Source organism: Subtercola vilae (genome assembly GCF_004923255.1).
GTDB lineage: Bacteria > Actinomycetota > Actinomycetes > Actinomycetales > Microbacteriaceae > Subtercola > Subtercola vilae.
On sequence record NZ_QYRT01000029.1, the window covers coordinates 16,456 to 40,019 of the forward strand.

General features: G+C 61.6%; 22 protein-coding genes, 1 pseudogene and 1 riboswitch. Of the genes and pseudogenes, 12 read left to right on the top strand and 11 right to left on the bottom strand.

Features of this window, described 5'->3' with window-relative positions:
• Positions 1-360: 360 nt before the first annotated feature.
• The 5 genes from D4765_RS13505 to D4765_RS13525 all read right to left on the bottom strand — a co-directional run bounded on the left by D4765_RS13505 (position 361) and on the right by D4765_RS13525 (position 6,364).
• Positions 361-1,113, bottom strand: a complete 753-nt coding sequence (locus D4765_RS13505) for an ATP-binding protein (RefSeq protein WP_136642832.1) — start codon at positions 1,111-1,113, stop codon at positions 361-363.
• A complete protein-coding gene (istA, locus tag D4765_RS13510; protein WP_136642833.1) occupies positions 1,110-2,681 on the bottom strand; it encodes an IS21 family transposase in 1,572 nt (523 codons plus the stop codon). Before istA ends, D4765_RS13505 begins: the two co-directional genes overlap by 4 nt.
• 264 nt (positions 2,682-2,945) lie before the next feature.
• The gene (locus D4765_RS13515; RefSeq protein ID WP_237280434.1) at positions 2,946-3,233 is read right to left on the bottom strand and encodes an ATP-binding protein; all 288 of its coding nucleotides are present in this window, start codon (positions 3,231-3,233) and stop codon (positions 2,946-2,948) included.
• A 131-nt stretch (positions 3,234-3,364) separates the two neighbouring features.
• Positions 3,365-4,648 carry a magnesium transporter MgtE N-terminal domain-containing protein gene (locus D4765_RS13520; RefSeq protein ID WP_136642834.1) on the bottom strand — a complete coding sequence of 428 codons (1,284 nt, stop codon included), beginning with the start codon at positions 4,646-4,648 and terminating at the stop codon, positions 3,365-3,367.
• Positions 4,649-4,711: 63 nt separating this feature from the next.
• Positions 4,712-6,364, bottom strand: coding sequence for an Nramp family divalent metal transporter (locus D4765_RS13525; protein ID WP_136642835.1), 1,653 nt, complete (start codon positions 6,362-6,364; stop codon positions 4,712-4,714).
• A 248-nt stretch (positions 6,365-6,612) separates the two neighbouring features.
• A riboswitch (M-box (ykoK) riboswitch) is annotated at positions 6,613-6,786 on the bottom strand.
• Positions 6,787-6,922: 136 nt separating this feature from the next.
• Between D4765_RS13525 and D4765_RS13530 the strand changes: the two genes are divergently transcribed.
• Positions 6,923-7,291: a hypothetical protein gene (locus D4765_RS13530; RefSeq protein ID WP_136642836.1), complete on the top strand. Its 369-nt coding sequence runs from the start codon at positions 6,923-6,925 to the stop codon at positions 7,289-7,291.
• A gap of 413 nt (positions 7,292-7,704) precedes the next feature.
• Here the strand turns inward: D4765_RS13530 and D4765_RS13535 are convergent, their stop codons facing one another.
• Together D4765_RS13535 and D4765_RS13540 are read right to left on the bottom strand one after the other, a co-directional pair.
• The gene (locus D4765_RS13535; RefSeq protein ID WP_136642837.1) at positions 7,705-8,358 is read right to left on the bottom strand and encodes a DUF1345 domain-containing protein; all 654 of its coding nucleotides are present in this window, start codon (positions 8,356-8,358) and stop codon (positions 7,705-7,707) included.
• A gap of 1 nt (position 8,359) precedes the next feature.
• Positions 8,360-9,553, bottom strand: coding sequence for an LCP family protein (locus D4765_RS13540; RefSeq protein WP_237280435.1), 1,194 nt, complete (start codon positions 9,551-9,553; stop codon positions 8,360-8,362).
• A gap of 511 nt (positions 9,554-10,064) precedes the next feature.
• On the opposite strand from D4765_RS13540, the gene ftsW reads away from it, so the two are divergent.
• A complete protein-coding gene (gene ftsW, locus D4765_RS13545) occupies positions 10,065-11,381 on the top strand; it encodes a putative lipid II flippase FtsW (RefSeq protein ID WP_136642839.1) in 1,317 nt (438 codons plus the stop codon).
• Complete coding sequence (locus D4765_RS13550; protein WP_136642840.1) at positions 11,378-12,196, top strand: MIP/aquaporin family protein; 819 nt, start codon at positions 11,378-11,380, stop codon at positions 12,194-12,196. Before ftsW ends, D4765_RS13550 begins: the two co-directional genes overlap by 4 nt.
• Before the next feature lie 16 nt (positions 12,197-12,212).
• Here the strand turns inward: D4765_RS13550 and D4765_RS13555 are convergent, their stop codons facing one another.
• Positions 12,213-12,599, bottom strand: a complete 387-nt coding sequence (locus D4765_RS13555; RefSeq protein ID WP_136642841.1) for a hypothetical protein — start codon at positions 12,597-12,599, stop codon at positions 12,213-12,215.
• Positions 12,600-12,864: 265 nt separating this feature from the next.
• Here D4765_RS13555 and D4765_RS19245 point away from each other — a divergent pair, with 265 nt between their 5' ends.
• The 6 genes from D4765_RS19245 to D4765_RS13585 all read left to right on the top strand — a co-directional run bounded on the left by D4765_RS19245 (position 12,865) and on the right by D4765_RS13585 (position 18,752).
• The gene (locus D4765_RS19245; protein WP_161580446.1) at positions 12,865-14,067 is read left to right on the top strand and encodes a hypothetical protein; all 1,203 of its coding nucleotides are present in this window, start codon (positions 12,865-12,867) and stop codon (positions 14,065-14,067) included.
• 284 nt (positions 14,068-14,351) lie between these two features.
• On the top strand, positions 14,352-14,861 hold the full coding sequence (locus D4765_RS13565) for a L,D-transpeptidase (protein ID WP_237280436.1): 510 nt from the start codon (positions 14,352-14,354) through the stop codon (positions 14,859-14,861).
• Between the two features lie 205 nt (positions 14,862-15,066).
• On the top strand, positions 15,067-16,824 hold the full coding sequence (locus tag D4765_RS13570; RefSeq protein ID WP_161580447.1) for a DUF4012 domain-containing protein: 1,758 nt from the start codon (positions 15,067-15,069) through the stop codon (positions 16,822-16,824).
• Positions 16,825-16,859: 35 nt separating this feature from the next.
• Complete coding sequence (locus D4765_RS13575; protein ID WP_136642844.1) at positions 16,860-17,114, top strand: hypothetical protein; 255 nt, start codon at positions 16,860-16,862, stop codon at positions 17,112-17,114.
• Positions 17,115-17,317: 203 nt separating this feature from the next.
• The gene (locus tag D4765_RS13580; RefSeq protein ID WP_136642845.1) at positions 17,318-17,914 is read left to right on the top strand and encodes a recombinase family protein; all 597 of its coding nucleotides are present in this window, start codon (positions 17,318-17,320) and stop codon (positions 17,912-17,914) included.
• A 7-nt stretch (positions 17,915-17,921) separates the two neighbouring features.
• Positions 17,922-18,752, top strand: coding sequence for a DDE-type integrase/transposase/recombinase (locus D4765_RS13585; RefSeq protein ID WP_338054638.1), 831 nt, complete (start codon positions 17,922-17,924; stop codon positions 18,750-18,752).
• Here D4765_RS13585 and D4765_RS13590 read toward each other — a convergent pair.
• Positions 18,702-19,990 (bottom strand): IS3 family transposase gene (locus D4765_RS13590; protein WP_136642846.1). Its coding sequence is split into 2 segments (ribosomal slippage): positions 18,702-19,720 and positions 19,720-19,990, totalling 1,290 coding nucleotides; the frame shifts between segments, so codons are not numbered across the junction. The two genes, D4765_RS13585 and D4765_RS13590, sit on opposite strands and share 51 nt — an antisense overlap.
• Before the next feature lie 276 nt (positions 19,991-20,266).
• Here D4765_RS13590 and D4765_RS20035 point away from each other — a divergent pair.
• Complete coding sequence (locus D4765_RS20035; protein WP_338054639.1) at positions 20,267-20,665, top strand: Mu transposase C-terminal domain-containing protein; 399 nt, start codon at positions 20,267-20,269, stop codon at positions 20,663-20,665.
• Positions 20,665-21,477 (top strand): AAA family ATPase, encoded by an 813-nt coding sequence (locus D4765_RS13600; protein ID WP_136642847.1) that lies wholly within the window; start codon positions 20,665-20,667, stop codon positions 21,475-21,477. The genes D4765_RS20035 and D4765_RS13600 overlap by 1 nt, the downstream gene beginning before the upstream one ends.
• A gap of 138 nt (positions 21,478-21,615) precedes the next feature.
• On the opposite strand, the pseudogene D4765_RS20170 reads toward D4765_RS13600, so the two are convergent.
• A pseudogene (locus D4765_RS20170) lies at positions 21,616-21,762 on the bottom strand (helix-turn-helix domain-containing protein); the annotation flags it as partial.
• A 237-nt stretch (positions 21,763-21,999) separates the two neighbouring features.
• On the opposite strand from D4765_RS20170, the gene D4765_RS13610 reads away from it, so the two are divergent.
• Positions 22,000-22,632 carry an alpha/beta hydrolase gene (locus D4765_RS13610; protein ID WP_136642849.1) on the top strand — a complete coding sequence of 211 codons (633 nt, stop codon included), beginning with the start codon at positions 22,000-22,002 and terminating at the stop codon, positions 22,630-22,632.
• Between the two features lie 13 nt (positions 22,633-22,645).
• On the opposite strand, the gene D4765_RS13615 is transcribed toward D4765_RS13610, so the two are convergent.
• Positions 22,646-23,272: a plasmid pRiA4b ORF-3 family protein gene (locus D4765_RS13615; protein WP_136642850.1), complete on the bottom strand. Its 627-nt coding sequence runs from the start codon at positions 23,270-23,272 to the stop codon at positions 22,646-22,648.
• Positions 23,273-23,564 lie beyond the last annotated feature (292 nt).

Here is a 23,564-nt window from a genome sequence, read left to right on the forward strand (position 1 = left end):
TCGGATTGCCCGATCCGGAGGTGGCGGCCAATCGCTGCTGGGTGGCCTGCCGCGGCGCTAACCAATGGTGTCGGATTACTCGTGGGTAGACCAAGGCACAGTCTGCCCTCGAGTTAGCGACGCGAAGGGCCGATGCCCACCACACGACCTCCGAAGTCTGGGTGGTCCGATGCCTGCCAACATGAGGCTGCGGGTTTGGCTCGTCTGGTGACGATGCACAGTAAGCGGAGGGATAACGGCAACATTGAGTATTTGCTTGTGTGGGGGCCAGTGGATATTGCCTTTGGGGGCCACGGGTATTGCCTTCGGGGGCCGGGCTGTCGCGCGGTCGGGGCCACGGTCGCCCGACCGCGCGAGCAGTTATGCCGTGACCCGTCCGGCGGTGTGTTCTCGCATGTTGTGGCCGCCGGTCTCGACCCAGATGGTGTTGTGCACGATGCGGTCCATGATCGCGTCGGCGTGAACGCCGGAGCCGAGGCGTTGGTGCCAATCGCGTTGGGCGTATTGGGTGCAGAACACTGTTGATGTTTGGTCGTAGCGGCGTTCGAGGAGCTCTAGCAGCATGCTCCGGGTGGACTCGTCGGGTTCGTCGAGGAGCCATTCATCGATCACTAACAGAGTGAACGACGAGTACTTGTTCAGAAATTTGGTCGTCCCGGAGGGCTTATCGCGGGCCAGTTGCCACGCCTCTTCGAGTTCCGGCATTCGGATGTAGTGCGCTCGTACCCGGTGCGAGCAGGCCGCTTTCGCCAACGCGCACCCCAGATATGATTTCCCCGACCCGGTGAAGCCTTGGAAGACGACATTCTGCTGCCGGTCGATGAATGAACACGTGCCGAGGCCTGCGATTATGGACCGGTCAAGGCCGCGTTCCTCGACGAGGTCCAGGCGGCGCAGGTCAGCGTTCGGGTAACGCAGGTTCGCCCGGCGGATCAGTCCCTCGACCTTGGTTTGGGTGAAGACGGAGTGGGCGTCATCGACGGCGACTTTGAGCTTTTCCTCGAACGTCAACCCCAGCGTCAGAACATCGTCCTGGGCATCGAACGCGTCCAACAAGGTGGCGACACCCATTTCGCGGAGTTTGCGTTTGGTCTCGATATCGATCCGGCTCACCGGGTACCGCCTCCGGCGTAGTAGTCGGCGCCGCGGATATAGCCGCCGGGTTCGGGTTCAGTGGGTTCGAACCGCGGCATCCTGCGGGTGCTCTTCTTGTCTTGCCCGGTCTCCAGAATCGGTTGCAGGTGCGCATACCGGGGCGAGCGGACTCGACCCTCGAGCGCGATCTGGCATGCTCTCTCCAACCTCTCAGCGGAGTATCGGCGGGACAGCCGCAGCGCGGCCAGGGCAGCGTCGAAGCCTTGCTCCTCCACCGCCACAGCCTCGTAGATCCTGTTCACCACGGTCACCATGTTCGGGCCGACCCGCTCCGCCCATACCCGAATCCGTTCTGTGTCCCATTCCCGATATTTCTCGCCCTGCGGTTGGTCGGCATCGTTCGTGCGGTATTCGTTCACGACATGCTCACCGAACAACAGGTGGCTGGTGAGCCTTTCATGGTTGCGATAGACCTCCAGCACCTGGCTGGTGACGCGCAGGTCGACGCTCTGCCCAACATGGGCGTATGGGGCGGAGTAGAAGTTCTTTCCCCAGACCACGTGCCCGTTCTTTTGTACCCGACGCCCGATAATCCACCGGCTGATCTCATACGGCGTCGCCGGCAGCGGCCGCAGTAGTGCTTTCTCCTCCGTCTCGAACACGGTAAGGCGGGAGCCGGCGCGTTTTTGGAACGGTTCCCGGTTATAGGCATCCATCCGTTCACGGATCGCGGCCCGCAGCTCAGGCAGCGTTCCGAAGCTCTGGAGACGTAAGCCGGCGATGACCCAGGTCGCGACATGAGAGACCGTATTTTCCACCGACGCCTTATCTTTCGGTGCCCGAGGTCTGCCCGGGAGCACCGCGGCCGAGTAATGCGCAGCCATCTGACGGTAGGCGTCGTTCAACACGATCTCGCCCTCGCGAGGGTGTTTGATCACCCCAGTCTTCAAGTTGTCGGGCACGATTCGGGGAACCGTTCCGCCGAACCACTCAAACATCGCCACGTTCGCGAGCAGCCACGTATCTTGCCGCATATCCAACGCCGGCTCGACGAACGCATACCGCGAAAACGGCAGACACGCCACGAACAAATACACCCGCGACGACTCACCGGTCACCGGGTCGATGAGCTGCATCGTCGGCCCTGACCAGTCGACCTCGACCGTCCGCCCAGCCTTGTGGCCCACCCGCGACGCCGCGCCCGTGATCAACGTATGCGCGGCATACGTCTTGCAGAATCGGTCGTAACCCATCGCCGGCTGCCCCGTCATGGCGCACGCGTCGACGTACTCACCATGCAGCAGCTTCAACGTCACCCCGACCTTGGCGAGCTCGTTGTGAACCGCTTCCCAATCGGGCTGCACGAACACGCTCTCGTGATCGCCCCGGCCCGGGAACAACAACGTATACAGCTCAGCATCGCTGCGGTCTGCCAAATCGGTACCGCCGATCCCAGCCTGGTCAGCGGCATCGAATACGGCCAGCACGCTCTTGCGCGACATGCCCTGCGCGAGTGCGATCGCGCGCCCCGTCATACCCTCGGCGCGGAGTCGAAGCACCAGTCCCGCTTGAATCCTTCGTACCATTTCATTACTCCTTCTGCCGCGTGCCTCTACACACGGCAGAAGGAGCTAAGCAGATGGCCCCCAACAGCAATATTCGGTGACCCCCAACCACGCCACCGACCGCATCGACCAGTGGCCCCCAACGTCAATAACAGTGGCCCCCAGAAGCGCTAATACTCACAACATCATGCCTGTCTCGTATCCCTACGGTTGTGAGGCGTCTCGTCGGTCGAAAAAACTGGTGGGTGTGAGTGGCAGCGGTAAGTGGCGTGATTTGCGCATCGTTTAGTGGCCGATGAGCAGGGCTTCTCGGGCGGCGTCTACGACCTCGGGTGTGAGTGCGACGAGGTTGTTTAGCGCCTGGATTCGTTCGATTTGAGTGGCCAGCCGGTCGACGAGGCGGAAGTTGCCGCCGGTGATCCGGACGATGGTAGCGATTGCTGTGGCGTGACCGATTCCGCCGTCCGTTGCCGTGTCGCTGGCGGGAAGCCGGCTGGTTAGGACGGCGGTGAGTTCGTCTGGGGTGAGGGGCCGGTATTCGTGGGCGAAGAACGGGGGTGGTGTTGACCTCACCTACTCTCTAACTGTACCCCTGAGGTACCTGGCAGTACATAGGTCTCGGACACGGGCAATGTGTGAACTTGATCGCTTCGTGGCGGCGTTTTGTGATCGCTTTTTGTCGTGTGGGGCTTGGTGTCTTCGTTTTAGGTGTTGGTGGGTTCTTGGTTGGTTGCGTGTTGGTGGCGTGCTCGTCGTCGCCAGTCTTCGGGGATGGCTGCTTCGAGGGCGTCGTCGACGGTGATGACGCCGAGGATTCGGTGGTTGCCGTCGAGGATGGGGAGGGTGAGGAGGTTGTAGTCGGCCATGATGTTGCTGATGTCAATCATGTCGTCGCGGGGGTCGGCGTGGACTGGGTCGGGGTCGGCGATGTCTCCGAGACGGTCGTTCGGGTCTGCCTGGATGGCGCGTACGAGGCTCAGTGATCCGGTGAGTTGCAGGTCGGTGTTGGTGCTGTAGACCGTGCTGAGCGCCTCCGGTTGCACGGTTGTCGACGTCCGGACTTGATCGAGGACTTCTGCGATGGTCGCGTTCTCGCCCAGGGCGAGGTATTCAACGCCCATCAGTCCGCCGGCGCTGGATTCTTGGTATCTCATGAGCCGCATCACGTCGGCCTGTTTCAGGGTGGGGAGGGCGTCGATGACGGGTTGGCGGCGATCTTGGGGGAGGTCAATGATCGCGTCGACGGCGTCATCGGTTCTCATCCGGGTCAGGACCGCGGCGATCTCTGGGGTGCTGAGTGTTTTGAGGAGTTGGGTTTGGTGGGTGTCTTGGAGTTCTTCGAAGACGTCTGCTTCGAGGTCGGGGTGGTGGTGGAGGTGGTCGAGGAGGTCGTCGCGTTCTCTGGTGGACGCGCTTTCGATGATGTCCGCGATTTCTGCTGCCCGGAGCCCGCGGAGACGACCGAACCCGGTGCGGACTTTCACGGATGCTTCGTGCCCGATGAGAGCATCGAATTCGTTCCAGTCGCGGGGGGTGTGCTGGTCGTGTTTACTGCCCGGGAGCCAGCTACGTTTGTGTACGTCCAGTCCGGTGGCAGCCCATCCGGTTGGGGTGTTGGTGAGGGTGACGTCGTAGGCGCGGACGAGTCTGGCGTGTTCGACGTCGATGACGCGGTGTCCGAGGACGGCTTCTTTGAGGAGGACTTCACCGTCCCGGCGTTCGAACGGGCGTAGGTCAAGTGTTTTGGTGTTCAGGATGATCCGGTCGGGAACGATACTGCTCACGACGGTGATCGGTACGAAGACCCTATTTTGTCCGACTTTAGCGACGAGTCCGGTGAGGTGCGGGTGCCCGGTGGGGCCGAGGCGGACGATGGCATCGGCGATGGTGCCGATTCCTTTGCCATCGACATCGACGACGGCGTCGCGGAGCATCGAGGAGAGATAGACCACAGCAGGCACGCCCGGCTGGGTAGTGATGGAAGTCATCGGAGGGCCTTTCGGAGGGGGTTACAGCACGATAAGTGGGTTTGGTGGTGAGGGTTCACGATGTCAGCCCGCCGGGTTCGCGGCCAACTGAATGATACGGACAATGACGAGAATCATGGCTAGTAGTAGGTAGGTGCGAAGAACCGTGAGGCCAAGGCGCCTGCCGGCGGAAAGGTTCGGTGGTTTCAAGAGCGACAGCGGCGGCATCCGCCAGGTGGGACGTTCGCGGCGGTCGACCGTGTCCGGGGACGGGGCCGCGGGCCGGATGATGCGGTACACCGCAAAGGCGATGCCGGCCAGCAGGGAGACTCCGCCTCCGATAGCGAGGATCGCGATGATCGCGGCGGATCCGATCGAGGGGAACAAGACGCTCGCGGTGAGCACGATGGATAAGATTACGAGGACGGCGATCACGGCGGCGGTGAAGATATTCAGTGCCCGACCGTTGACCCAGGGCCCAAGTACGGTTTTGTCGTTGCAGAGCAGCAGGAGGAATACGGTTGCTGAGGGTAGGAGAACTCCGGCGAGGACTTGCACGCCTACGGTGATTAACCCGAGTGGGCTGCCAGGGATTAGAACGACGATGGCTGAGACCACGAGGATCCCGGCGAACGCGGCGTAGAAGCCTTTCGCTTCGGAGACTTTCCGGTGTAAGGAGTGCTTCAGTCCGAGAACGTCACCGAGGGCGTAGGAGGTGGAGAGACCGACCGCGGCCGCACCGATAATTGACGCGTCGATGAGTGCGACGGCGAAGAGGATGCCTGCCGTTTTTCCTACGTACTGTTCTAGGCCTGTGGCTACACCGCCCGCGTCGGTGAAGTTCCCGAACAGCGGCGTACCGGTGAACGCCCCGGATGTGACGGACATCAGAGCGGCCGCGCCGACGATGACGATGGCGATTCCGATCCAGAGGTCGACTTTTTCGTAGTTCATGAACCGGGGGGTTATCCGCTTATCGATGACGTAGGACTGTTGGAAGAACAACTGCCACGGCGCGACGGTCGTGCCGATGATCCCGATGATCAGCAAGGTCACCGTGGACAGCTCCGCACCGGGCGGGAACCCGGGAATCAGGAACCCGGCTGCGACCTCACCGATCGGTGCGTGAACGATAATCACAAGGGGTACGAGCAGCAGCGATCCGGCGATCAGGATCATGCAAAGACGTTCGAACCGTTTGAACGACCCGGTACTGACAGCCCCGATCACGAACAGTGCGGCGACGATGATTCCGGGGACTTTCGGAATCCCCAGATAGGTAAGTCCCAGACTGATGCCGATGAACTCCGTGATGATCGTGAGGCCGTTCAGGATGAATAGGTCGATGACGCTGAACGCGCCCCAGAACTTCCCGAACCGTTCCAGGATGAGCCTCGCGTGGCCGACCCCGGCGACAGCTCCGAGGCGGAGGACCATCTCCTGATTCACGTAAAGCACGGGGATCAGGAGCACCAGAACCCAAAGCAGGCTGGTTCCGTAGTTCTGGCCTGCCTGCGTGTAAGTACCAAACGCACCGGCGTCGTTGTCGCCGACCATCACGATCAGGCCAGGCCCAACAATCGCGACCAGGGTACGGAGCTTCGCGGACATTTTCGTGCGAGGCGCATCATCACCCAGAGCGATGGTGCCGAAGGCGCCTTCGATGTTTCCGACGTGCGCGGAGTCCAGAGCGGAGTTCGGCTGCGCGGTTGGTTCAGTGTCGATAGGTGAGCTCATCAGAGGTCACTTCCTCCCGCTGTTAGCGGGGTCAGAGCAAGTGTGAATCGCCGCGAAGGTTCGGTCCTATCGAGGCGCTGGGCAGCGCGAAACACTCTCACCTGGAGAAGCTAACCGCCTTGGGTGAATAGGGCGTTGACGTTGGCAGCTGGAGGGTGTTCTGCGCGCGGGACTATGGCTCGGACTCATCAGGTCCACCTCCCGCACTTTCGGCGGCACCCGACAGACCCCAACCTGTTGGCTGGTGACAACCTGTCCTCGTAAGACCTTTGGCACTTCGCGGCGTCGACCCAACTTTACGGTTGGGAGCCAATCGGGGCTACCCCTTAAGCCGGGATGGCCTGTCCTGACCCGAGGCGTCTCTCGACGTTTAGGGTCGCTGGCATATTTCCGCGAAGGAGCCTCAGCTAACGAACAGCACCTTGCGGCGATCACTATACGCCGTGATCGAAGCTCCCGCAAACCCGCGCAAAGGGGCACTGCCGGATGAGGATCGCCTACCCTGCCTGGCCGAGCGGACACGCATGTGCTTGTCTGAACTCGGAAGGGAAAAAGCACATGAGCACGTTCGGATACCTGCTGCTGCTGACCTCGGATGCGCTGAAAAACTCAGATCTAGGCCAGGCCGCAGGTAGATTAGCCGCTGCCATCGCCTCGAGCGGGATACAGCTTGACATAATCGTGATCGGTAACAATTCACGCGAAAGCGTCTTGGCGGACCGGACGCTTGAGAAGCTCCAAAAGCTTCCTCAGGAAATCATCGTGGACGATCGTCTAACCGACGGTCCCACCCTCAAAGAGTTCTTCGAAGATCGCATCGTGCCAATGCTGCTGCAGCGGCAGTCGATTGTGGTCATCGCCCCAACCCGCGCCGTGATGACCCGACTCAGCGAGATCGCTAACCCTCAGCGTGCCAACACGGGTTGACAGGCTCCATGTTTCGCGCACGGAATCGACGTTGCCGAGATCGACTCACTGTTTGCGGTTCGCAGTCGGGGGTCTACTCCCGCACCACCGAAGCTCCTCGCCTTTTGCGCTGCATCCGGCGCTACCCCGGTCCTGCCCGGGCACCGATCGACAACGCTCCCACGCTTTCGGCGCACATATTCGGCTCCAACAACCCCGGGAGTCGAAGACTTGCACCAGCGCTAAGCACAAGATCAGGACTCATGGGAGCGAACGGGTCAGCTAAACCTTCCACCAACTCCCGAGCTTTATGGTGTGTCAAATTTCTGGGTCGAGCTTCAGGGCATTTCGGTTCTGACCGGGGTGATCGAGTGTTGTGAAAGCCTGACGTGACCATCGGCCGCGTGTCGACGTTGCGGCTGTCGAGTCCGGTTTTAGTGTGCGGTGAGTCCGGAGATGAGGTTGACGGTGGTCGCGAGGACGAGGGCGCCGAGGATGTAGGACAGCAGGGCGTGGCGGAGGATGGTTGCGCGGATGAGATGGTTTTTGATGTCGGTGTCGGAGACTTGGAATGTCATTCCGATCGTGAATGCGAGGTAGCCGAAGTCGCTGTATCGAGGCTTTTCGTTTTCGTTGAAGTCCACTCCGCTGGCCGTTTGGTAGTACTGCGCGGCGTAGCGGAGGGTGAAGAGGGTGTGGGTGATCAGCCAAGAGAGCGCGATGGTGAATAGTGCCAGGAGGATGATTCCGGCCTTGGCGATTCCGGTTGCGTTGGTGGCTTCGATCAAGAGCAGCCCGACTCCGCCGAAGCTGGCGATCGTGGCGATCAGGACGAGGAGGTGGGAGGCGAACCTGCTGGGGTCTTCGCGGGTGGCGTGCGCTGCGGTTTCTTCTGGGCCCATGGGGCGGATCGTCGCCCAGACCCAGATCAAGAACGTTATCGCCGCGGCAGACCAGCCGAGCGCCGGCGCGTACGTCCACGACGCGAAGAATCCAACGCAGAGGCCGACAACGATCCCAGCGGCGGCCATCACCGCTATGCGAAGTCCGGCACGGTACCTGATGGTGTTGTAGGAAGGGCCGGTCATATTAGTTGTTTCCTTTCGTGCAGGTGACCTGGGCTGCGGTTTGCCCGGTCACTGCTGCGGGGAGCAGCGCGCCGGTCGGAGCTGGCGTTGGGGTCGCCGTCCCGGTAACGGTGGGTGCCGGCGTCCCTGCTGACGGTGTTGGGGTGTTTGTCGCGGACGGATCGAGTTGGGTTGCGACGCCGACGGATCCGCTGAGTTGCAGGGGCTGGTCTGCTTTCAGTGCCGCATCCAAGGCGGTGACCGCAGAGTCGTTCGGCGCAACCCGGTTGGGGTCGTTCGGATCGGCGATGGTGGGGTATTGAACGAAGACGACGTTATCCAGGCTTATATTCTTCAAAGCCAACGCGATCGCAACGAGTGTCGTGGGGTTGGTGAGGGTGTCCGAAAGGGTCATGTTCTTCGTCGCCGCGTTGGCGAGCGAGAACAAAGTGACGGGGTTGTTCAGCACGTCGCCGCTTTTGATCTTTCGAACCAAAGCGGACAGGAACAGTTGCTGGTTGCTGATCCGGCCCAGGTCACTGCCGTCTCCGACACCGTGCCGGCTGCGCACGAACGCGAGGGCGGTGTCTCCGGAAATGGTTTGTTGCCCGGCGCTGAGGTGCAGCCCGGAGTAGTCGTCGTTGACATCGGTGGCGAGGCACACGGTGACGCCGCCGACGGCGGAGGACATGCTACTGACGCCTTGAAAACTGATCAGCGCCGCATACGGGATGCTCAGCCCGGTCAGTTTCTCTGCGGTAAGTACGATGCAAGGCAGGCCGCCTCGGGACAGCGTGGTGTTGAACATGCCGTAGTCGGTTGCGGGGATCGTGCTTTTCCCGTCTGGGCTTGGACAGTCCGGGATCGGGGCCATCAGGTCTCTGGGGATACTGATCACGGACGCGTTGCTGTGATCGGCTGAGATGTGCAACACCATCGTGACATCGTTGCTGCCAGCCCCGGAACTGCCGGCAAGGTCAGCGGGGTCAGCGAACGCTGAACCTTGCCCGGTTCGCGTGTCGGTGCCAGCCAGGAGCAGGTTCACACCCCCTTCGATGGCACCCACGCCCGGCACGGGGGGTGCGGATTGGCCGGGCAGCAGCGCGAGGTGCACTCCTTGACCTACGTTTCCGGTGAGCTGCCACACCGCAATCCCGGCCACGCATGCCCCACTGACGACAGCAACGGTCAGAGCAAGGGCGATCAGTTTGACCACCCGCCCGACGGTGCTACCGTTCCGGGTTCGTGCGTGGCGCATGGTCGACTCAGAAGTCATTCCCGCAACCTAGCAACCGCGGCCCCGAAAGTTCATGTGAATACGGACATTATTGATCGCACTTTACTCACGGTCGATCCGCCCCTAGGCGTGGCTTCAACCGTCTGATCATTCCGCCCGTAGGGTCATGTTTCATGGAACGCACTAGACCGTCCGGACGCTGGCTCTGGGCCGCCCTGACCATCGCGTACGTCCTCATGAGCGTCGATAGTGTGGCACAAATCGTACGAGCGGCTACCCCGTGGGGCGGTCTGGCCCTACTGGGCGCGAGCCTTCTGTTCGCTGCATTCTGTGCGGCCGGCTACCGGCACTACGGTCGCGTGATAGCACGTGCGGGCCATTACGCCATGTCGAGGGAGGCTGCTTCGGCAGCCGAAGACGCGGTCGTTGACGCTTTGGCGCGCGGACGAGTGCGCGCGGACGACACCGTACCGATGGAAACAGAGAACGAATGAACAAAAAAGACGCGACGCTAACAAGCCGCGACCCGGTCATTAGTAGCCTCCAGCCGCGACCCCAGGCCGTCCCGTCCTCCGTATCTGTGGGTCTGCGCACAGCTCGAATCACCTTGGCGAAAGCGGCCCCGATGGTGTCGTCGAATTTCTACCTTCTTCTCGGAGTGACACTTTTCATGGTCGCGTTCGGACTGATGATGGTGCTTTCGTCTTCCTCGGTTGGCTCCAAAATCGATGACAGCAGCTCGTTTTCGGTTTTCCTCCGCCAAGGCACGTACGCACTTGTCGGTATTCCTCTGCTTCTGGTTGCTTCCCGGTTGCCGTCGACGTTCTGGAAACGCTCCGCATGGATCGTTCTCGCCGGCGGCTGCCTGTTACAACTGCTTGTCATCGCCAGCCCGCTTGGTGTGACGGTGAACGGGAACCGTAACTGGCTCCAACTCGGTTCTCTTCCAGCCCTGCAACCCTCCGAACTCATCAAAGTGGGCGTCGTGCTGTGGCTTGGGATGTTCCTGAGCAGAAAACAACACCGTATCGCCCAGTTTTCCCAAGCCCTCATGCCAACAATCCTCGTCACAGGGACCGCTATCGTGCTCGTGGCTATCGGCGGTGACCTGGGTACCTCTGTCATCCTGATCGGAATAGTTCTAGGCGCCCTTTTCTTCGCCGGGATACCGCTCAGACACCTCGCCCTCCTCACCGCGATATCAGCAACGATCGCGATTCTTACGGCACTGTCAAGGCCGAACCGGGTCAGCCGGATCCTGGCATTCCTGCAGCCCAGCACAGCGGATTACAGCGGCACCGGCTGGCAAATCCAGAACGGTTACTTCGCGCTCGGCGACGGCGGAATCTTCGGGGTCGGTCTCGGCAACTCCAAGGCGAAATGGTCATGGCTGCCCGCGGTGGACACCGACTTCATTTTCGCCGTCATCGGCGAAGAGCTCGGGCTGATCGGTGGCTGCCTCGTGCTGATACTGATCATCGTCCTCGGGGTCGCTTTCCTTCGCATCATCCGGGCTACACCGGACCCATTCGCGCGCGTTGTTACGGCGTCGATTTTGGTTTGGATCGTCGGGCAGGCTTTGGTCAACATCGCGGTGGTACTCGGCATGCTCCCCGTGCTGGGAGTACCGTTGCCTCTCATCTCGGCAGGCGGCACAGCACTGATCAGCTCGCTTCTCGCCATCGGGATCGTGCTCTCCCTCAGCCGTGAGACAGACACCCGCGATCCACTTCCGCGCAGGATGCCCGAGCTGCATCGACGTCGCGCTCAGCGGACCGGTCCCACATCCCGGGTGCCAGCAAAATGAGCGCCAACGAAGCGGGAGGAGCTGACGGTGCACCTGCGTTGCGGCAAGTGCATGCGGCCTTATCGGTTCATGATCAGCGCCTGATCCGAGACTTCAACTACCCATCCCTGGAATGGCGGCGACTATTCGCGGAGGTCTTCGGAACATTTCTTCTTGTCCTCGTCGCGGCAGGTGGGGACATCGTCAACACCCTCACCCACGGCTCGGTCGGCCGGGTCGAGTCGGTCGCAGCACCCGCTTTGACCGTGATCGCGATCATCCTCTTCATGGGTGCTGTGTCTGGTGCGCATCTGAACCCTGTTGTGAGTATCGCGTTTGCGCTGCGCCGAGACTTCAGCTGGCGACGCGTTCCGGCGTATATCATCGCCCAACTCCTCGGCGCGGCGGCCGCGTCGCTGCTGCTGCTTGGTGTGTTAGGCCAGACCGGCGGGACCGGCAGGACCCATCCCGGCACCGGTTTCACCGACCCGCAGGCATTCGTGATCGAAACCCTCCTCACGTTGGGTCTTGTCAGCACTATCCTTGGCACGGCATCTGGGGCGCAGAACGTCGGACACCTTTCCGCGTTCGCAGTCGGGGCATACATCCTCGCTGCTGGGCTTTGGGCTGGCCCGGTGAGTGGGGCATCGATGAACCCCGCCCGCACCTTCGGACCCGACCTGATCAGCATGAACTTCGATGGGTTCTGGGTTTACACCGCCGGCCCACTGATCGGTACCGGTCTTGCCGTGGGTATCGCATACATTCTGCGCGGGCCCGGCGGCGGACGTTCCGGCCGGAAGGCAGCCCAAGGATCCCTCAGCCCACACCCTTAACCCGACGAGCCTCTATTTAGATTGCCGCTGCGTCATCCAAAGAGATGATCTGAGCGGATACCGGCGTGTCCTCGCTGAGATGGTAGGAGGCACAAACCCGGTGGTAACCGTCCAGGATTTCTAACGGAACGCCCAGGAGGTTGCCGCGGAGCAGCAAAACCGGGCTGAGTTGCTTACCTTTCCGGATCCGTTTCAGATCCCTAGCCACCGACGGGTCATCGAGCGGTAAAAGACCGAGCCGGGATGCTCGCAGAAGATCTTTCGCGGGGTGAAAAACGATCGGGGTGCGCGCTAAAGCCGCGACCAACCGATCCGCGTCAACAGGGCGGCCCAACAACGTAAGATATGAGACCGCTGCCGGGTAATCGTGGGGCTGCGGATCTTTCGCCCAAACCACCTTCATAGCAACCTCCCACTAGTTAGCCCAGGTTACTCGGCCGCCACCTGTGGATACCGCAGCGTGAGAGCCGAGTCATTCCCGGAGTCTTGTGGTGTTCCGGTATCTTCGGATTCCGGGAAACGCTGGCAACCCTCACCGCGAGCCACGAGCTTGTTCACCTTCTAGCCGTCTGGTGTCCACAAGGTGGCCACGAGATGCTCGGACGGACGGCAGCTCTGTTTCGTAATGTCAGGTAGGTCAGCTGCCTCCGCTACGAGATGAGAATGTCATGAACTGGACTCGCCCACAGAACCGTACGGCGATCCTCGCCGCAGGCAGTGCCCTCGTCGTCGGCGCCATCACCCTGACGGCTTTGTCCGCGCAGGCATCACCCATGACTCTCGGCAATACCGGGGCATACACCGTGAAGACGTTCCCAGCGGTGGGGAAGGAGTCAAAGCCTGATGACATCACCCGGCTTGGCGACAGCATTTATGTCACGTTCCAGAACGGGGTCGGCCCGCTCGGTGAAGCATCCGGTACCGGTACGACGTCGAGCACGATCCAGCAATTCGGTTTGGACGGGACGGCTGGGCAGTCCTGGGATGTGGTGGGCCGGGTTGACGGGCTGACCGCGGACCCGACGAACTCGCGGCTGCTTCTGACCGCGAACGAGGACGGCAACTCCAGCTTCTCTACCCTGGTGCCGGGCGCTGCGACGCCGCTGACGAAATACACCTACACCGGTCTCACTCATGGCGGCGGAACGGATGCGATCTCGATCGATAACGGTGTCATCCTGGTCAGCGGGTCAAACCCAACAGTGACAGGCAAACCGGCGGTCTACTCCGTCGCGTTGGCTGGCAGTACCGCGGCGCTCACCCCGGTGTTCACCGATGATGCGCAAGCGACCGCGGTGAACGGAACCCAAGCCGGTAAGAGCATCACTCTGGCGCTGACTGACCCGGACTCCAACGCTGTCGTTCCCGCGACGAGTACCTCGTTCGGCGGTGATTTCATGCTCGACGGTCAAGCCGATATGCAGCTGATCTTCGCGCACAACGTCGGGACTCCCGCGCAAAGTCTCAGCGCTCTCTCGATCGGCACCCCGATCGATGACACCGCGTTCGCGACAGCGACAAACCAGACCCTCTGGCTGACCGACCCGAGCAACAACAGTGTCGACCTTGTGACCGGGCCGTTCGCATCCGGCCAAGCCGTCTCGGCCCTCACCCCCGATTCGGGCGCGAACTCGCTCGCCACACTAAGCCTCACCGACGGCAGCCTCAGCCCGATCAGTGAGCTCGCCGCCATCCAACCCAAAGGGCTGCTGTTCACCGCCGCCACCACACCTATAACCACCCCCACACCGACACCGACACCGACACCGACACCGACGCCTGCTCCGACTTCGACCGGGGTGCCGGCACCAGCGGTGCCCGCAGCGACACCGGCGAAAGCTGTGACGGGCACGGCATCATTCACCGGTTGACGCGTCCACGCCGGATGAGGGGTCCGCTGGTCAACCGTGGCGTGCGGCCGAGGCGACTCGCGGTCCTCCTGTGCCTCACCTTTTGCCTTGCGGCTGGGTCAGTCACTGGTTGCGCGGCGCAGACACCCACGTCGATAGCACCACCAACATCGATAGCAGCATCTGCTCCGAGCCCGACACCCAGGCCTACACTGACCCCGCAAGCATCGGTCGGGATAGCGGCGACCGCTACCGGTACGAGCGTCGATGTCTATGACACTCCCGAAGGCACCGTCACGGTGACGATGACGAACCCGGGACCCTCCGGTGCCCCCTTGAGCTACCTCGTCGAGGGCGAGAAGCCTGGGTGGTTGAAAGTGCAGCTCCCGGTCAGACCCAACGGCAGTACCGGTTGGATCAAGTCCGATAGCGTCACCGAATCGAACCTCACCTACCGTGTCCAAGTATCCACCGAGCAGAACACGCTCACCGTTTATCAGAATGACACCGTCCTGAACACCTACCCGGTGGCGACCGGAACAGGCGGAACGCCCACCCCGCACGGGTCGTTCTACCTCCTCGAACTCCTCGCACCAACGAACAGCGGCTACGGACCGTACGCGTTCGGGCTCTCCGCGTTCTCCGATGCTCTCACCAGCTTCGGAGGCGGGCCAGGCCAAATCGGGTTGCACGGCACGGACGATGCCTCCAGCATCGGACACGCCGTCAGCCACGGCTGCATCCGCATGAACAACACCGACATCAGCACCCTCGCCGCGCTCCTGCCCCTCGGCACCCCCATCACCATCCAATAAAACCGTCACCACTAACTCGGCCAGGGAACGAGGCCAGGAAGCGGATTATCTTTCAGGTGAAGGTTGGTAGGGTATCCGCTGATGAGCGGGCCGATCCCCGCGTCGGTGGGAGCGGCAGGGAATGAGCCACAGTGCGATAGCCGCCGGTAAACATGCAGTCCACCGCCCCCAGGCCCGACGGCGTCGGACCATTGGGCGTCGGCGGGTGGTCATCGGTGTGGTCGCTCTGACTGTGCTGATCGTTGCGGCGTGGGCCGCGTTCGTGACATCCCAGGTCTTGGACGCGAAAACAGCGTTGCAGAACGCGCAAACCTCCGCTGTCGCGCTGCAAACCGCCGCAGCATCGCTGAATGCTGCAGCGGCGTCCGACGCGGCAGCCGAGTTCCAAACCGAGACCCAGCAGGCCGAGAACGACACCTCCGGGCCGCTGTTCGTCGCAGCGGAATGGATACCTTTCCTCGGCCCGAATCTGAAGGCGGTGCAACAGGTTTCGGCGACCCTGGCCGGACTTGGAAGCGGGGCCGTATCCCCTGCTGTGACCTTCGCGAACACGCTCAGCATCAATTCGTTGCGTCCGGTGAACGGCAAACTGGACGTCGCCGTTCTGGCCAAAGCCAGCGCGACTATCACCACCGTTCAGGGCGCGCTGACCACGGCCTCAGCGAGCGTCCAGCAGATCGATACCAGTGGCACCGTCTCAGAGATCGGTGCAGCGAAAACTCAACTCGTCAACACGCTGAGCAAAACTGGCGAGCAGCTTGGTAAAGCCCAAACAGCGATCGGTCAGGCCCAAAATATTCTCGGCGTGAATGGTCCACGGCATTACCTCCTGGGCTTTTTGAATAACGCTGAAACGACGGCCCTTGGCGGGGGTCCAGCCGCGCTGTCGATGGTGACCGTTGATGATGGGGCGGTCAGCATCACGGCTTCTGGGACGAGCGGTGATTTCCCGCTCACCGACGGTCCGGTGCGTCCGATGGATCAGAACTTGCTGAACATGTTCTCACCCGGTATCGCGTCGACCCTGAACTGGTCAACCAGCCGACCCGACTTCCCAACCGCAGCACTGACTATGAAAGCGTTCTGGGACAAATATAAAGGCGGCACCGTCGACGGTGTCATTACGGTCGACCCGATCGCACTCGCAGACATCCTGGCAGCGACCGGTCCGATGACGTTAGCCTCGGGCGACGTCCTGACCGCCCAGAACGCGGTTCCTCTCTTGCTTCATGACATCTACCTCCGCTACCCGCCAGCGGATATCGAGACCGACACCAACCCGTTCTTCACCGACACTGCCAAAACGGTCTTCACCGGCCTGACAACGACCACCGCCGACCCCAACCAGTTGCTGACCGCCGTCAACAAGAGCATCCAATCCGGTGACCTGCTGGCGTGGAGCGCGAATCCTGACGAAGAGAACCTCCTCACCGGCTCCCGGCTGCAAGGAGTGCTCCCCAACGACAACACCAAAACCACCCTGGTCGGCACATACTTCCGCGACGTATCGGTGTCTAAAACCGACTACTGGTTACACACCAGCACAACCCTGGCCACCGATGCCTGTACCAATCAACAGAACCCGAGCTTCACCGAAACGGTCACCCTGCACTCGAGCATCACCCAACAAGAAGCCGACTCGCTTCCAGACTTCGTCGTCGGCGGCAACTTTCACGGCAAGAAGTTCAGCACCGAAGTATACGTTTACGGTCCCGTCGGAGCGGTTCTCACCAATGCGACCGCTGGCACCTCCAGCGTGAACGCGGATGTCCGCTCCCCGTCAGAGGACCTCGGACGACCGGTCGCCCGATACCTCGTCGACCTCGCACCAGGCGAAACCAACACCGTCACCGCAACCTTCACCGGCATCCCAGGCGTTTACGGAACCCCCACGATCCAGGGAACACCAATGCTGAACCCGACCACCCAAACACCCAACGCCCCAGGCTGCCCAACCCGCTAGAAGGCACCCGTGCCCTATGGGCGCACGCCGCTGGTTTGGAAGAGGTCGCCGCCACCTTAATCACCTGTTGCTGCGCCGCGCCGGCCGAGCGCGCGTGGTGGGGAGGAATGTGGGCCGACCGCATGCTCAACTCCGCGATCGAACACCAACTCATTGGCGCCAACCTGGCCACGCAAGCTGACCTCGAGCGGATCAGCGACGCCTGGAAGGAATGGGCCGAAGACGAAGATGGCTGGAGCTCCATCCTCCACGGCGAGATCCTCTACCGCGTGAGTTCTCCTGCCGAATGATCACGGCTAACGGCACAAACACATCTGCAGCACAGTCTCACTGACGTCTCGGAAAACTACAGCTTTCCAAGACGCCCTAACTCTCTTCCGCCTCGGGCGGAGGAGCGGCGGATTGCCGGGGCACGGTCTGTCTCGGAAACATGTCTTACCGCGAAATGTCTTTCGCGCGGCACTTTTAGCGTTTTCTGAGACAGAATGGGGTGGTGAGACATCTTGGGTATACGCGGGTCAGCACCAGAGGCCAAGACGCGAGGTTGCAGGTCGATGCTCTGGTCAAATCCGGCGTGCAGGAGCGTGATATTTTTGCCGATGTCACTTCGGGCAGTCGGACCGCGATCTCTCGCCCCGGGATGAAGAAACTCCTCGAGTATGCCCAGCCGGGCGACACCGTAGTTGTGTGGCGGGTCGATCGACTCGGACGATCGTTGATCGATGTGCTGAACACGGTGAAGCTGCTTCAGCAGACAGACATACAGGTGAAGAGCATCTCGGATGGCATCGACCCGACGACAACATCAGGCCGACTGATGCTGAACATGCTCGCGACTCTGGCGGAATACGAACGCGAGCTGATCACGGAACGCGTAAATGCTGGGATCACGGCCGCCCGGCGAGGCGGCACGAAGTTTGGCCGGCCGCTGTCAGATCCCGTTGTGATTGCCGACAAACTCAAGCTCGTTTCCGAGGCGAGAGCGAAGGGTCGGACCGCAGAGGACGCGGCGAAGCTCGTTGGGTGGAGCCGCGCAACTCTCTACCGCCACCAGCAGGCCCTCGCAGCGCGCGAAAACGCCACCGTGTAGGTGTCTCGTGGACGCGGGTGAGCGGTGGCGTGTTCTTCGGCTGCATGTCGAAGACCAGATCCCGCTCGCCGTCCTTGCCCGGGAGACCGGGATCTCCGCTCGGACCCTGCAACGTTGGAACCAGCTCTACCGGGCAGGCGGCGTCGCAGCCCTGGACCCCCATGCGCGTATAGACAAAGGTGCCCGACGAACCTCAGCAGAGACGGTCGCGTTCATCGAACAACTGGCACTCAGTCGGCCGCGCCCGAGTCTCGCCACACTGCATCGTCTCGCCGTCATCGACGCGCGGGCGCGTGGACTGCCGGCGCCGAGCTATGCAACCGTGCGGCAAATCGTCCAGGCCCTCGATCCGGCTCTTGTCACTTTGGCGCTGGAGGGTCCGGTCTCGTACCGAGACAAGCACGAGCTCGTCTTCCGGCGCCGCGCTGAACACCCGAACCAAACCTGGCAGTCCGACCACACCGAGCTCGACATCCTCATCGTCGGCGCTGACGGGAAACCTGACCGGCCATGGCTGACGACCGTGATGGACGACTACGCCCGCGCCATCTGCGGATACATGGTCTTCACCGGGGCTCCCTCGGCTATCAATACCGCCCTCGCGCTTCGGCAAGCGATCTGGCGAAAGACTGACCCGACATGGGCGATGTGCGGCATTCCCGACATCCTGCACGTCGACCACGGCTCCGACTTCATCAGTCATCACCTCGAGCAGACCGCCATCGCCCTGCACATCAGGATCATCCACTCGACCGTGGGTCGACCACAGGGTGAACCGTCCCGGTTTTCATGCCGCCTTTTTGTTGGCGGCGTCACCGGTTTGGGCGCCGATATTTGAAGCATAGTATTTCTGTTCGTGCTGCTCTGGGCTTTGGTAGTCGAGGTAGCTGTGCAGCCGGTGATTGTTGTACCAGTCGACCCAGTCGAAGGTGACTTCCTCTACCGATGCGAGGTTCTTCAGCGGCCCGGTCCGGAACGGTGATCCCTTCGCGATTGCTTCGTTCTTGTACAGCCCCATCACGGTCTCTGCGGCGGCATTATCGTAAGCATCACCGACGGATCCAATCGACGCGACGAGGCCTTCCAGCGCGACGGTGTCGGTAAACCGGATGGATGTGTATTGGGATCCTGCATCCGAGTGGTGGATCATTCCGCGATTCACGGGCCGGCCGGTGTGATCCCTCCGCCATAACGCCATCTGCAGGCACGCCTCCACGAACGGGGTGTCTTTGATCGTCGAGCACTGCCAACCGACGATCGCGCGGGAGTACAAATCGATCGCGAAAGCGACATACACGAACCCTGCCCAGGTCGGCACATAGGTGAAATCGGTCACCCAGCTGTGGTTCGGGTACGGGGCCGTGAACTCGCGGTTCAGCAGATCCCCGGCACGTTCACCGTTCTTCCCCGCGATCGTTGTGCGAGTCTTTCGGCCGCGCACCAGGCCCGTCATCCCCTCGGCACGCATCACCCGATCGACGGTGTGCTTCGAAATGCCGTCGAACCCGTTCCGGTCCAGCCACGCGGTCATCTTTCGTCGACCGTAGAGCACCTCGGGTTTCTGGCGGCCCTTCGCGTCACGCTGCCGAAGCGTGCGCAGCTGCCCGACGAGTGTCGCGTCGCTGATGGTGCGGTGTGCGGGCGGCCTTGTCTTCCATGCTCGGTACGACCGTGGGGCGACCTGGACGCCCTGCATGCGCAGGACGTCACAGATCGACTCGACCCCGTGGCCGTACGCTCTCATCTGCTCGATGAAAGCGACTATCCGCGGTTGCGAGGGTCGAGTTCCCTCGCGAAGAAAGACGCTGCCGCCTTGAGTATCTCGTTCGTTTCGCGGAGGTCACGGTTTTCTTTCTTCAACCGTTTGATCTCTTCGAGCTCCTCAGTGCTCGGGCCGGTCTTCGTGCCCGCGTCGACCTGCGCCTGAACGATCCATTTCCGCAAGGTCTCAGCGCCGACGTTGAGCTTGGCGCCGAGGTCCTGGCACGCAGCCCACGTCGATGGGTAATCGGTCAACCGATCAAGCACCATCCTCGTTGCGCGCTCCCGAACCTCCGCAGGGTATTTGTTGGGCATATCCGAATCCTTCCAAAGAAAGAAAACGGCACGAAATCAGGGACGGTTCAGGGTCGGGGAAAAATCGAGAGGTTCTTTGGAACTGTCAATACCGAACTCTTGGCCGCGCTCCCGGGCCACCTGGGGCCTGGAAATCGGACACCGACGCCTGTCCTGGATCTCGCTGGCCTTGACCGTGCGGTCAGTGAATTCATTGGCACCTACAACGACCGAACCCACAGTGAGCTGGGAATCTCGCCCCGAGATGCGTGGGTTGGCGACGGATGGCTGCCACGGATGCCCGAGAGTCTGCAAGAACTCGACGGGCTCCTTCTCACTGTTCCGAAGCACCGGGTCGTGCAACGCGACGGCATCCACTTCCAAGGCCAACGCTACCTCGCCCCGACCCTCGCCCCCTTCGTCGGGCACACCATCACGATCCGGTACGACCCCCGCGACGTCTCCGAGATCCGCGTCTACGACCGAGACACATTCATCTGTACTGCCATTGATGAAGCCCACCCGAACTTGCGCCTCAGTCTTCGCGACATCGAGACTGCTCGCCGGGCCAGACGCAAGCAGCTGCGACGGGCGATCAATGACCGTATCCCGACCGTTGCTACCCGCGAGGAACCCCGCACCCCAGAACCAATCAAGCGGCGGACGAAGCTCCGCACCTATGAAGAGGACGAGTGATGAACCAGGCATTCATCGTCACCAAAGAACACCGGCGCTTTACCGAGTTCGCCAACGCCGTGCGGAAAGAAAAGACCATCGGGATCTGCCACGGCGCAGCCGGCGTCGGTAAAACGAACTCCGCCCGCCGCTACGCGAACTGGGACGCTCTCGAGCCCTACATCAACGAGTGGGGACCAAGAGGCGATCACGACGCGAAGCACTACGCCATGGCGGACCGGTCCCGCACCGTCTTCTACACACCCGAAGTCCTCTGCAGGCCGAAGGACCTCATGAACGAGCTGATGCACTGGCAGATCAAAGTTGGAATCTGCGCCGATGAGCATGTCCGCTCGCTCAGCCCCGAAGCAGCGGCCGAAAAGCAGCACGATGTGACTCGTTTTGTCGAACTGCTCATCATCGACGAAGCCGAACGACTTACCCCCACGGCCCTCGAACTCCTCCGTGACCGACACGACCGCACCCACCTCGCGATGATCCTGATCGGCATGCCCGGCATCGACGAACGATTCCGCCACTACCCCCAGCTCTACAGCAGGCTCGGGTTCTCACATCACTACCGGGCACTCGGGCGCGAAGAACTCCTGTTTGTCCTCGACCGCCACTGGAAACGACTCGGCAAGACCCTCGACCCCGACGACTTCACCGACGCACAGGCCATCGCCGCCATCGAACGCATCACCCGCGGCAACTTCCGTCTCCTCGAACGGCTCTTCCCCCAGATCAACCGCGTGCTCAAGATCAACCAGCTGGATACGATCACCGACGACGTCATCGAAGCCGCAGCCAGCATCCTCGTCATCGGCAACTAACGACACAAAGCGATCACAAAACGCCGCCACCGAGCGATCAACTCCACAGGCTTCGGCTACGGAATCCTCGTTAGCGCTGAAGTACGTTATTGGTCCGGAACCGCGAGGATGAGTTGTTCGCCGCTCCGAAATGAGCCCCGAGTGTTGCAAGGCCTCCAGATGCCGTCGAACCCCGTTCCGGGTCATGCCGACCTCGACCATAATCGCAGTGACGCTGACCTCACGCTTTGACAAAATGAAGCGAAGTATCTCGAGCCGGGCGGCAGATACTCCCAGACCGGCCACGGCCAGCTCGGCGTCTGTCGCATCCAGGTTTGTCAAGAATCACGCCTGCCAGTTCCTTCAGGGGTGGCTGGTGAATTGGTGGAATATCCGACGTTAGTGATTGCGGTGGGGTTGGGTGTGTCTGGGTTACTGCTGGACACATGGCTTTCATGTGAGCAGCGTTCCAGCGTTGGCCAACGGCACCATTACGGTAACGCGAAGAGAGCTTCAGGCTCGACGGCTCGATAGAGTTCTCGCATGCTCAGTCCAGCCAACCCTCTTGGCATCGTTCTGTTTGGAGCCGGTGCGGGCGGGGACCCCTGCCGGTATTCCGTGCTGTTGGATGCGTTCGCGGCCGCCGGGTTTGTCGTGATAGCCCCTCCAGGAGAGCGGTTTAGTCCTCAGACGGTGACCACAACGCAACTCCAAGCCCGCGTCGATGACTTACGGAACGCTCTGGCTGATAATCCCGGTCGTGACCTGCCAGTGAGCGTGGTCGGTCACTCCATCGGAGGGTGGGCGGCTCTTTGCCTTGCCGGTGCACACCCCTGGGGCAGAGACGGTAAACCGGTCCCTGTTACTAGCGAGCCTCGCGTCACGAGGCTGGTCTTGTTCGCCCCGAGCGTCGGCTGGTTTCAGGCTCCTGCCGCACTTGATGACATCACAGCGCCGATCACCGTGCACGTCGGCGCAGCAGACATCATCACACCACCGGCCACGGCGGAAATTCTTCGCACGTCACCTGCCGTGACATCCATCACCGTGCACCCGAATGTCGGGCACTATGACTTCATGAGTGTTCTGCCGCCGATGATGAAACCAACACCAGGGCTTGATCACCAAACCTCCCTCGACAAACTCGCTGCTTCCACCGTGCAAGCACTGCGCTGACACGCTACGTCCGTTACTGCGCCGCTGGACCGGATGCGGGGAACCGTTCCCGGAGGAGCCGATTTGCTACGTCAGGGTTGAACAGCGCCGGGTTGAACTGGGATGCCGGTTGCCCCGTCATTGCTGCAACCCATTCGGCGTACTCGCCGTGTTCTTCATGGGCCGGATCAGCGAGGACCATGAGGAGCTGCTCATAACCATCGACGCCGCCACGGTCTTCCAACGGGCACCGCCCAGCACCCCTCACCACGACCACCCGCCGTTCGGCAGGCCCTGCCGAACGGATCTCGATAACGTCCAGACGGTGGAGCCACTGATCACCGAAGTCGTACTCGTAGAACAACGGCCGATCCACGCTCAGCACCACGCCCAGCGTGATGTTTTCTTCCAGGAGGAGATCCTCGTCATCCTCCCGGAGAAACCCCGGCCCCCATCGGCGCGGCCCCGACAGACCCGACAGACCCGACCGTACCCCCGTGTCGGGGTCGGCATCGGCGAAAGCGTGAAGATGTGTGTCCTCCCACCCCATCACGACCTGCAGTACCGCATGGACCCGATCCAACAACAAGCTCGCGTCGATCTCGACCAGCCGCCACACCTCAACACGACTGCCCACCAGACCCACACGAACACACAACACCTCACCCGCACCCCCACGCTACCGCCGCAGATTTCACGAATTCACGAGCCACCCCAACGAGAACGGAACGCCGACCGATGTGTCTGTAATGCTTCTGGATCATCATTTTTGGCCGGTTCCGGCACAATCTTCATGAGAGTGTTCACACTTGGGACGCTGGAAAGATGCGGCCTGAAAGTGACCTTTTCGACAGGTTTCTGCCGTAGTTCTGGGCATTTTTGGATCTAATTCCCAGTCCGAAGGGCCGGTCCGGTGAACCGTCTCAGAAACACGCTTTCGCCTCAGCGTCATT

Bases quoted from the DNA above. Each gene is read 5' to 3' on its own strand.
- istA (WP_136642833.1), bottom strand. From the start codon at position 2,681: ATGGTACGAAGGATTCAAGCGGGACTGGTGCTTCGACTCCGCGCCGAG.
- D4765_RS13600 (WP_136642847.1), top strand. From the start codon at position 20,665: ATGAACCAGGCATTCATCGTCACCAAAGAACACCGGCGCTTTACCGAG.
- D4765_RS13555 (WP_136642841.1), bottom strand. From the start codon at position 12,599: ATGAAGGTGGTTTGGGCGAAAGATCCGCAGCCCCACGATTACCCGGCA.
- ftsW (WP_136642839.1), top strand. From the start codon at position 10,065: ATGAACAAAAAAGACGCGACGCTAACAAGCCGCGACCCGGTCATTAGT.
- D4765_RS13565 (WP_237280436.1), top strand. From the start codon at position 14,352: ATGACGAACCCGGGACCCTCCGGTGCCCCCTTGAGCTACCTCGTCGAG.
- D4765_RS13525 (WP_136642835.1), bottom strand. From the start codon at position 6,364: ATGAGCTCACCTATCGACACTGAACCAACCGCGCAGCCGAACTCCGCT.
- D4765_RS20035 (WP_338054639.1), top strand. From the start codon at position 20,267: ATGCCCGAGAGTCTGCAAGAACTCGACGGGCTCCTTCTCACTGTTCCG.
- D4765_RS13550 (WP_136642840.1), top strand. From the start codon at position 11,378: ATGAGCGCCAACGAAGCGGGAGGAGCTGACGGTGCACCTGCGTTGCGG.
- D4765_RS13520 (WP_136642834.1), bottom strand. From the start codon at position 4,648: ATGACTTCCATCACTACCCAGCCGGGCGTGCCTGCTGTGGTCTATCTC.
- D4765_RS13610 (WP_136642849.1), top strand. From the start codon at position 22,000: ATGCTCAGTCCAGCCAACCCTCTTGGCATCGTTCTGTTTGGAGCCGGT.
- D4765_RS13535 (WP_136642837.1), bottom strand. From the start codon at position 8,358: ATGACCGGCCCTTCCTACAACACCATCAGGTACCGTGCCGGACTTCGC.
- D4765_RS19245 (WP_161580446.1), top strand. From the start codon at position 12,865: ATGAACTGGACTCGCCCACAGAACCGTACGGCGATCCTCGCCGCAGGC.
- D4765_RS13530 (WP_136642836.1), top strand. From the start codon at position 6,923: ATGAGCACGTTCGGATACCTGCTGCTGCTGACCTCGGATGCGCTGAAA.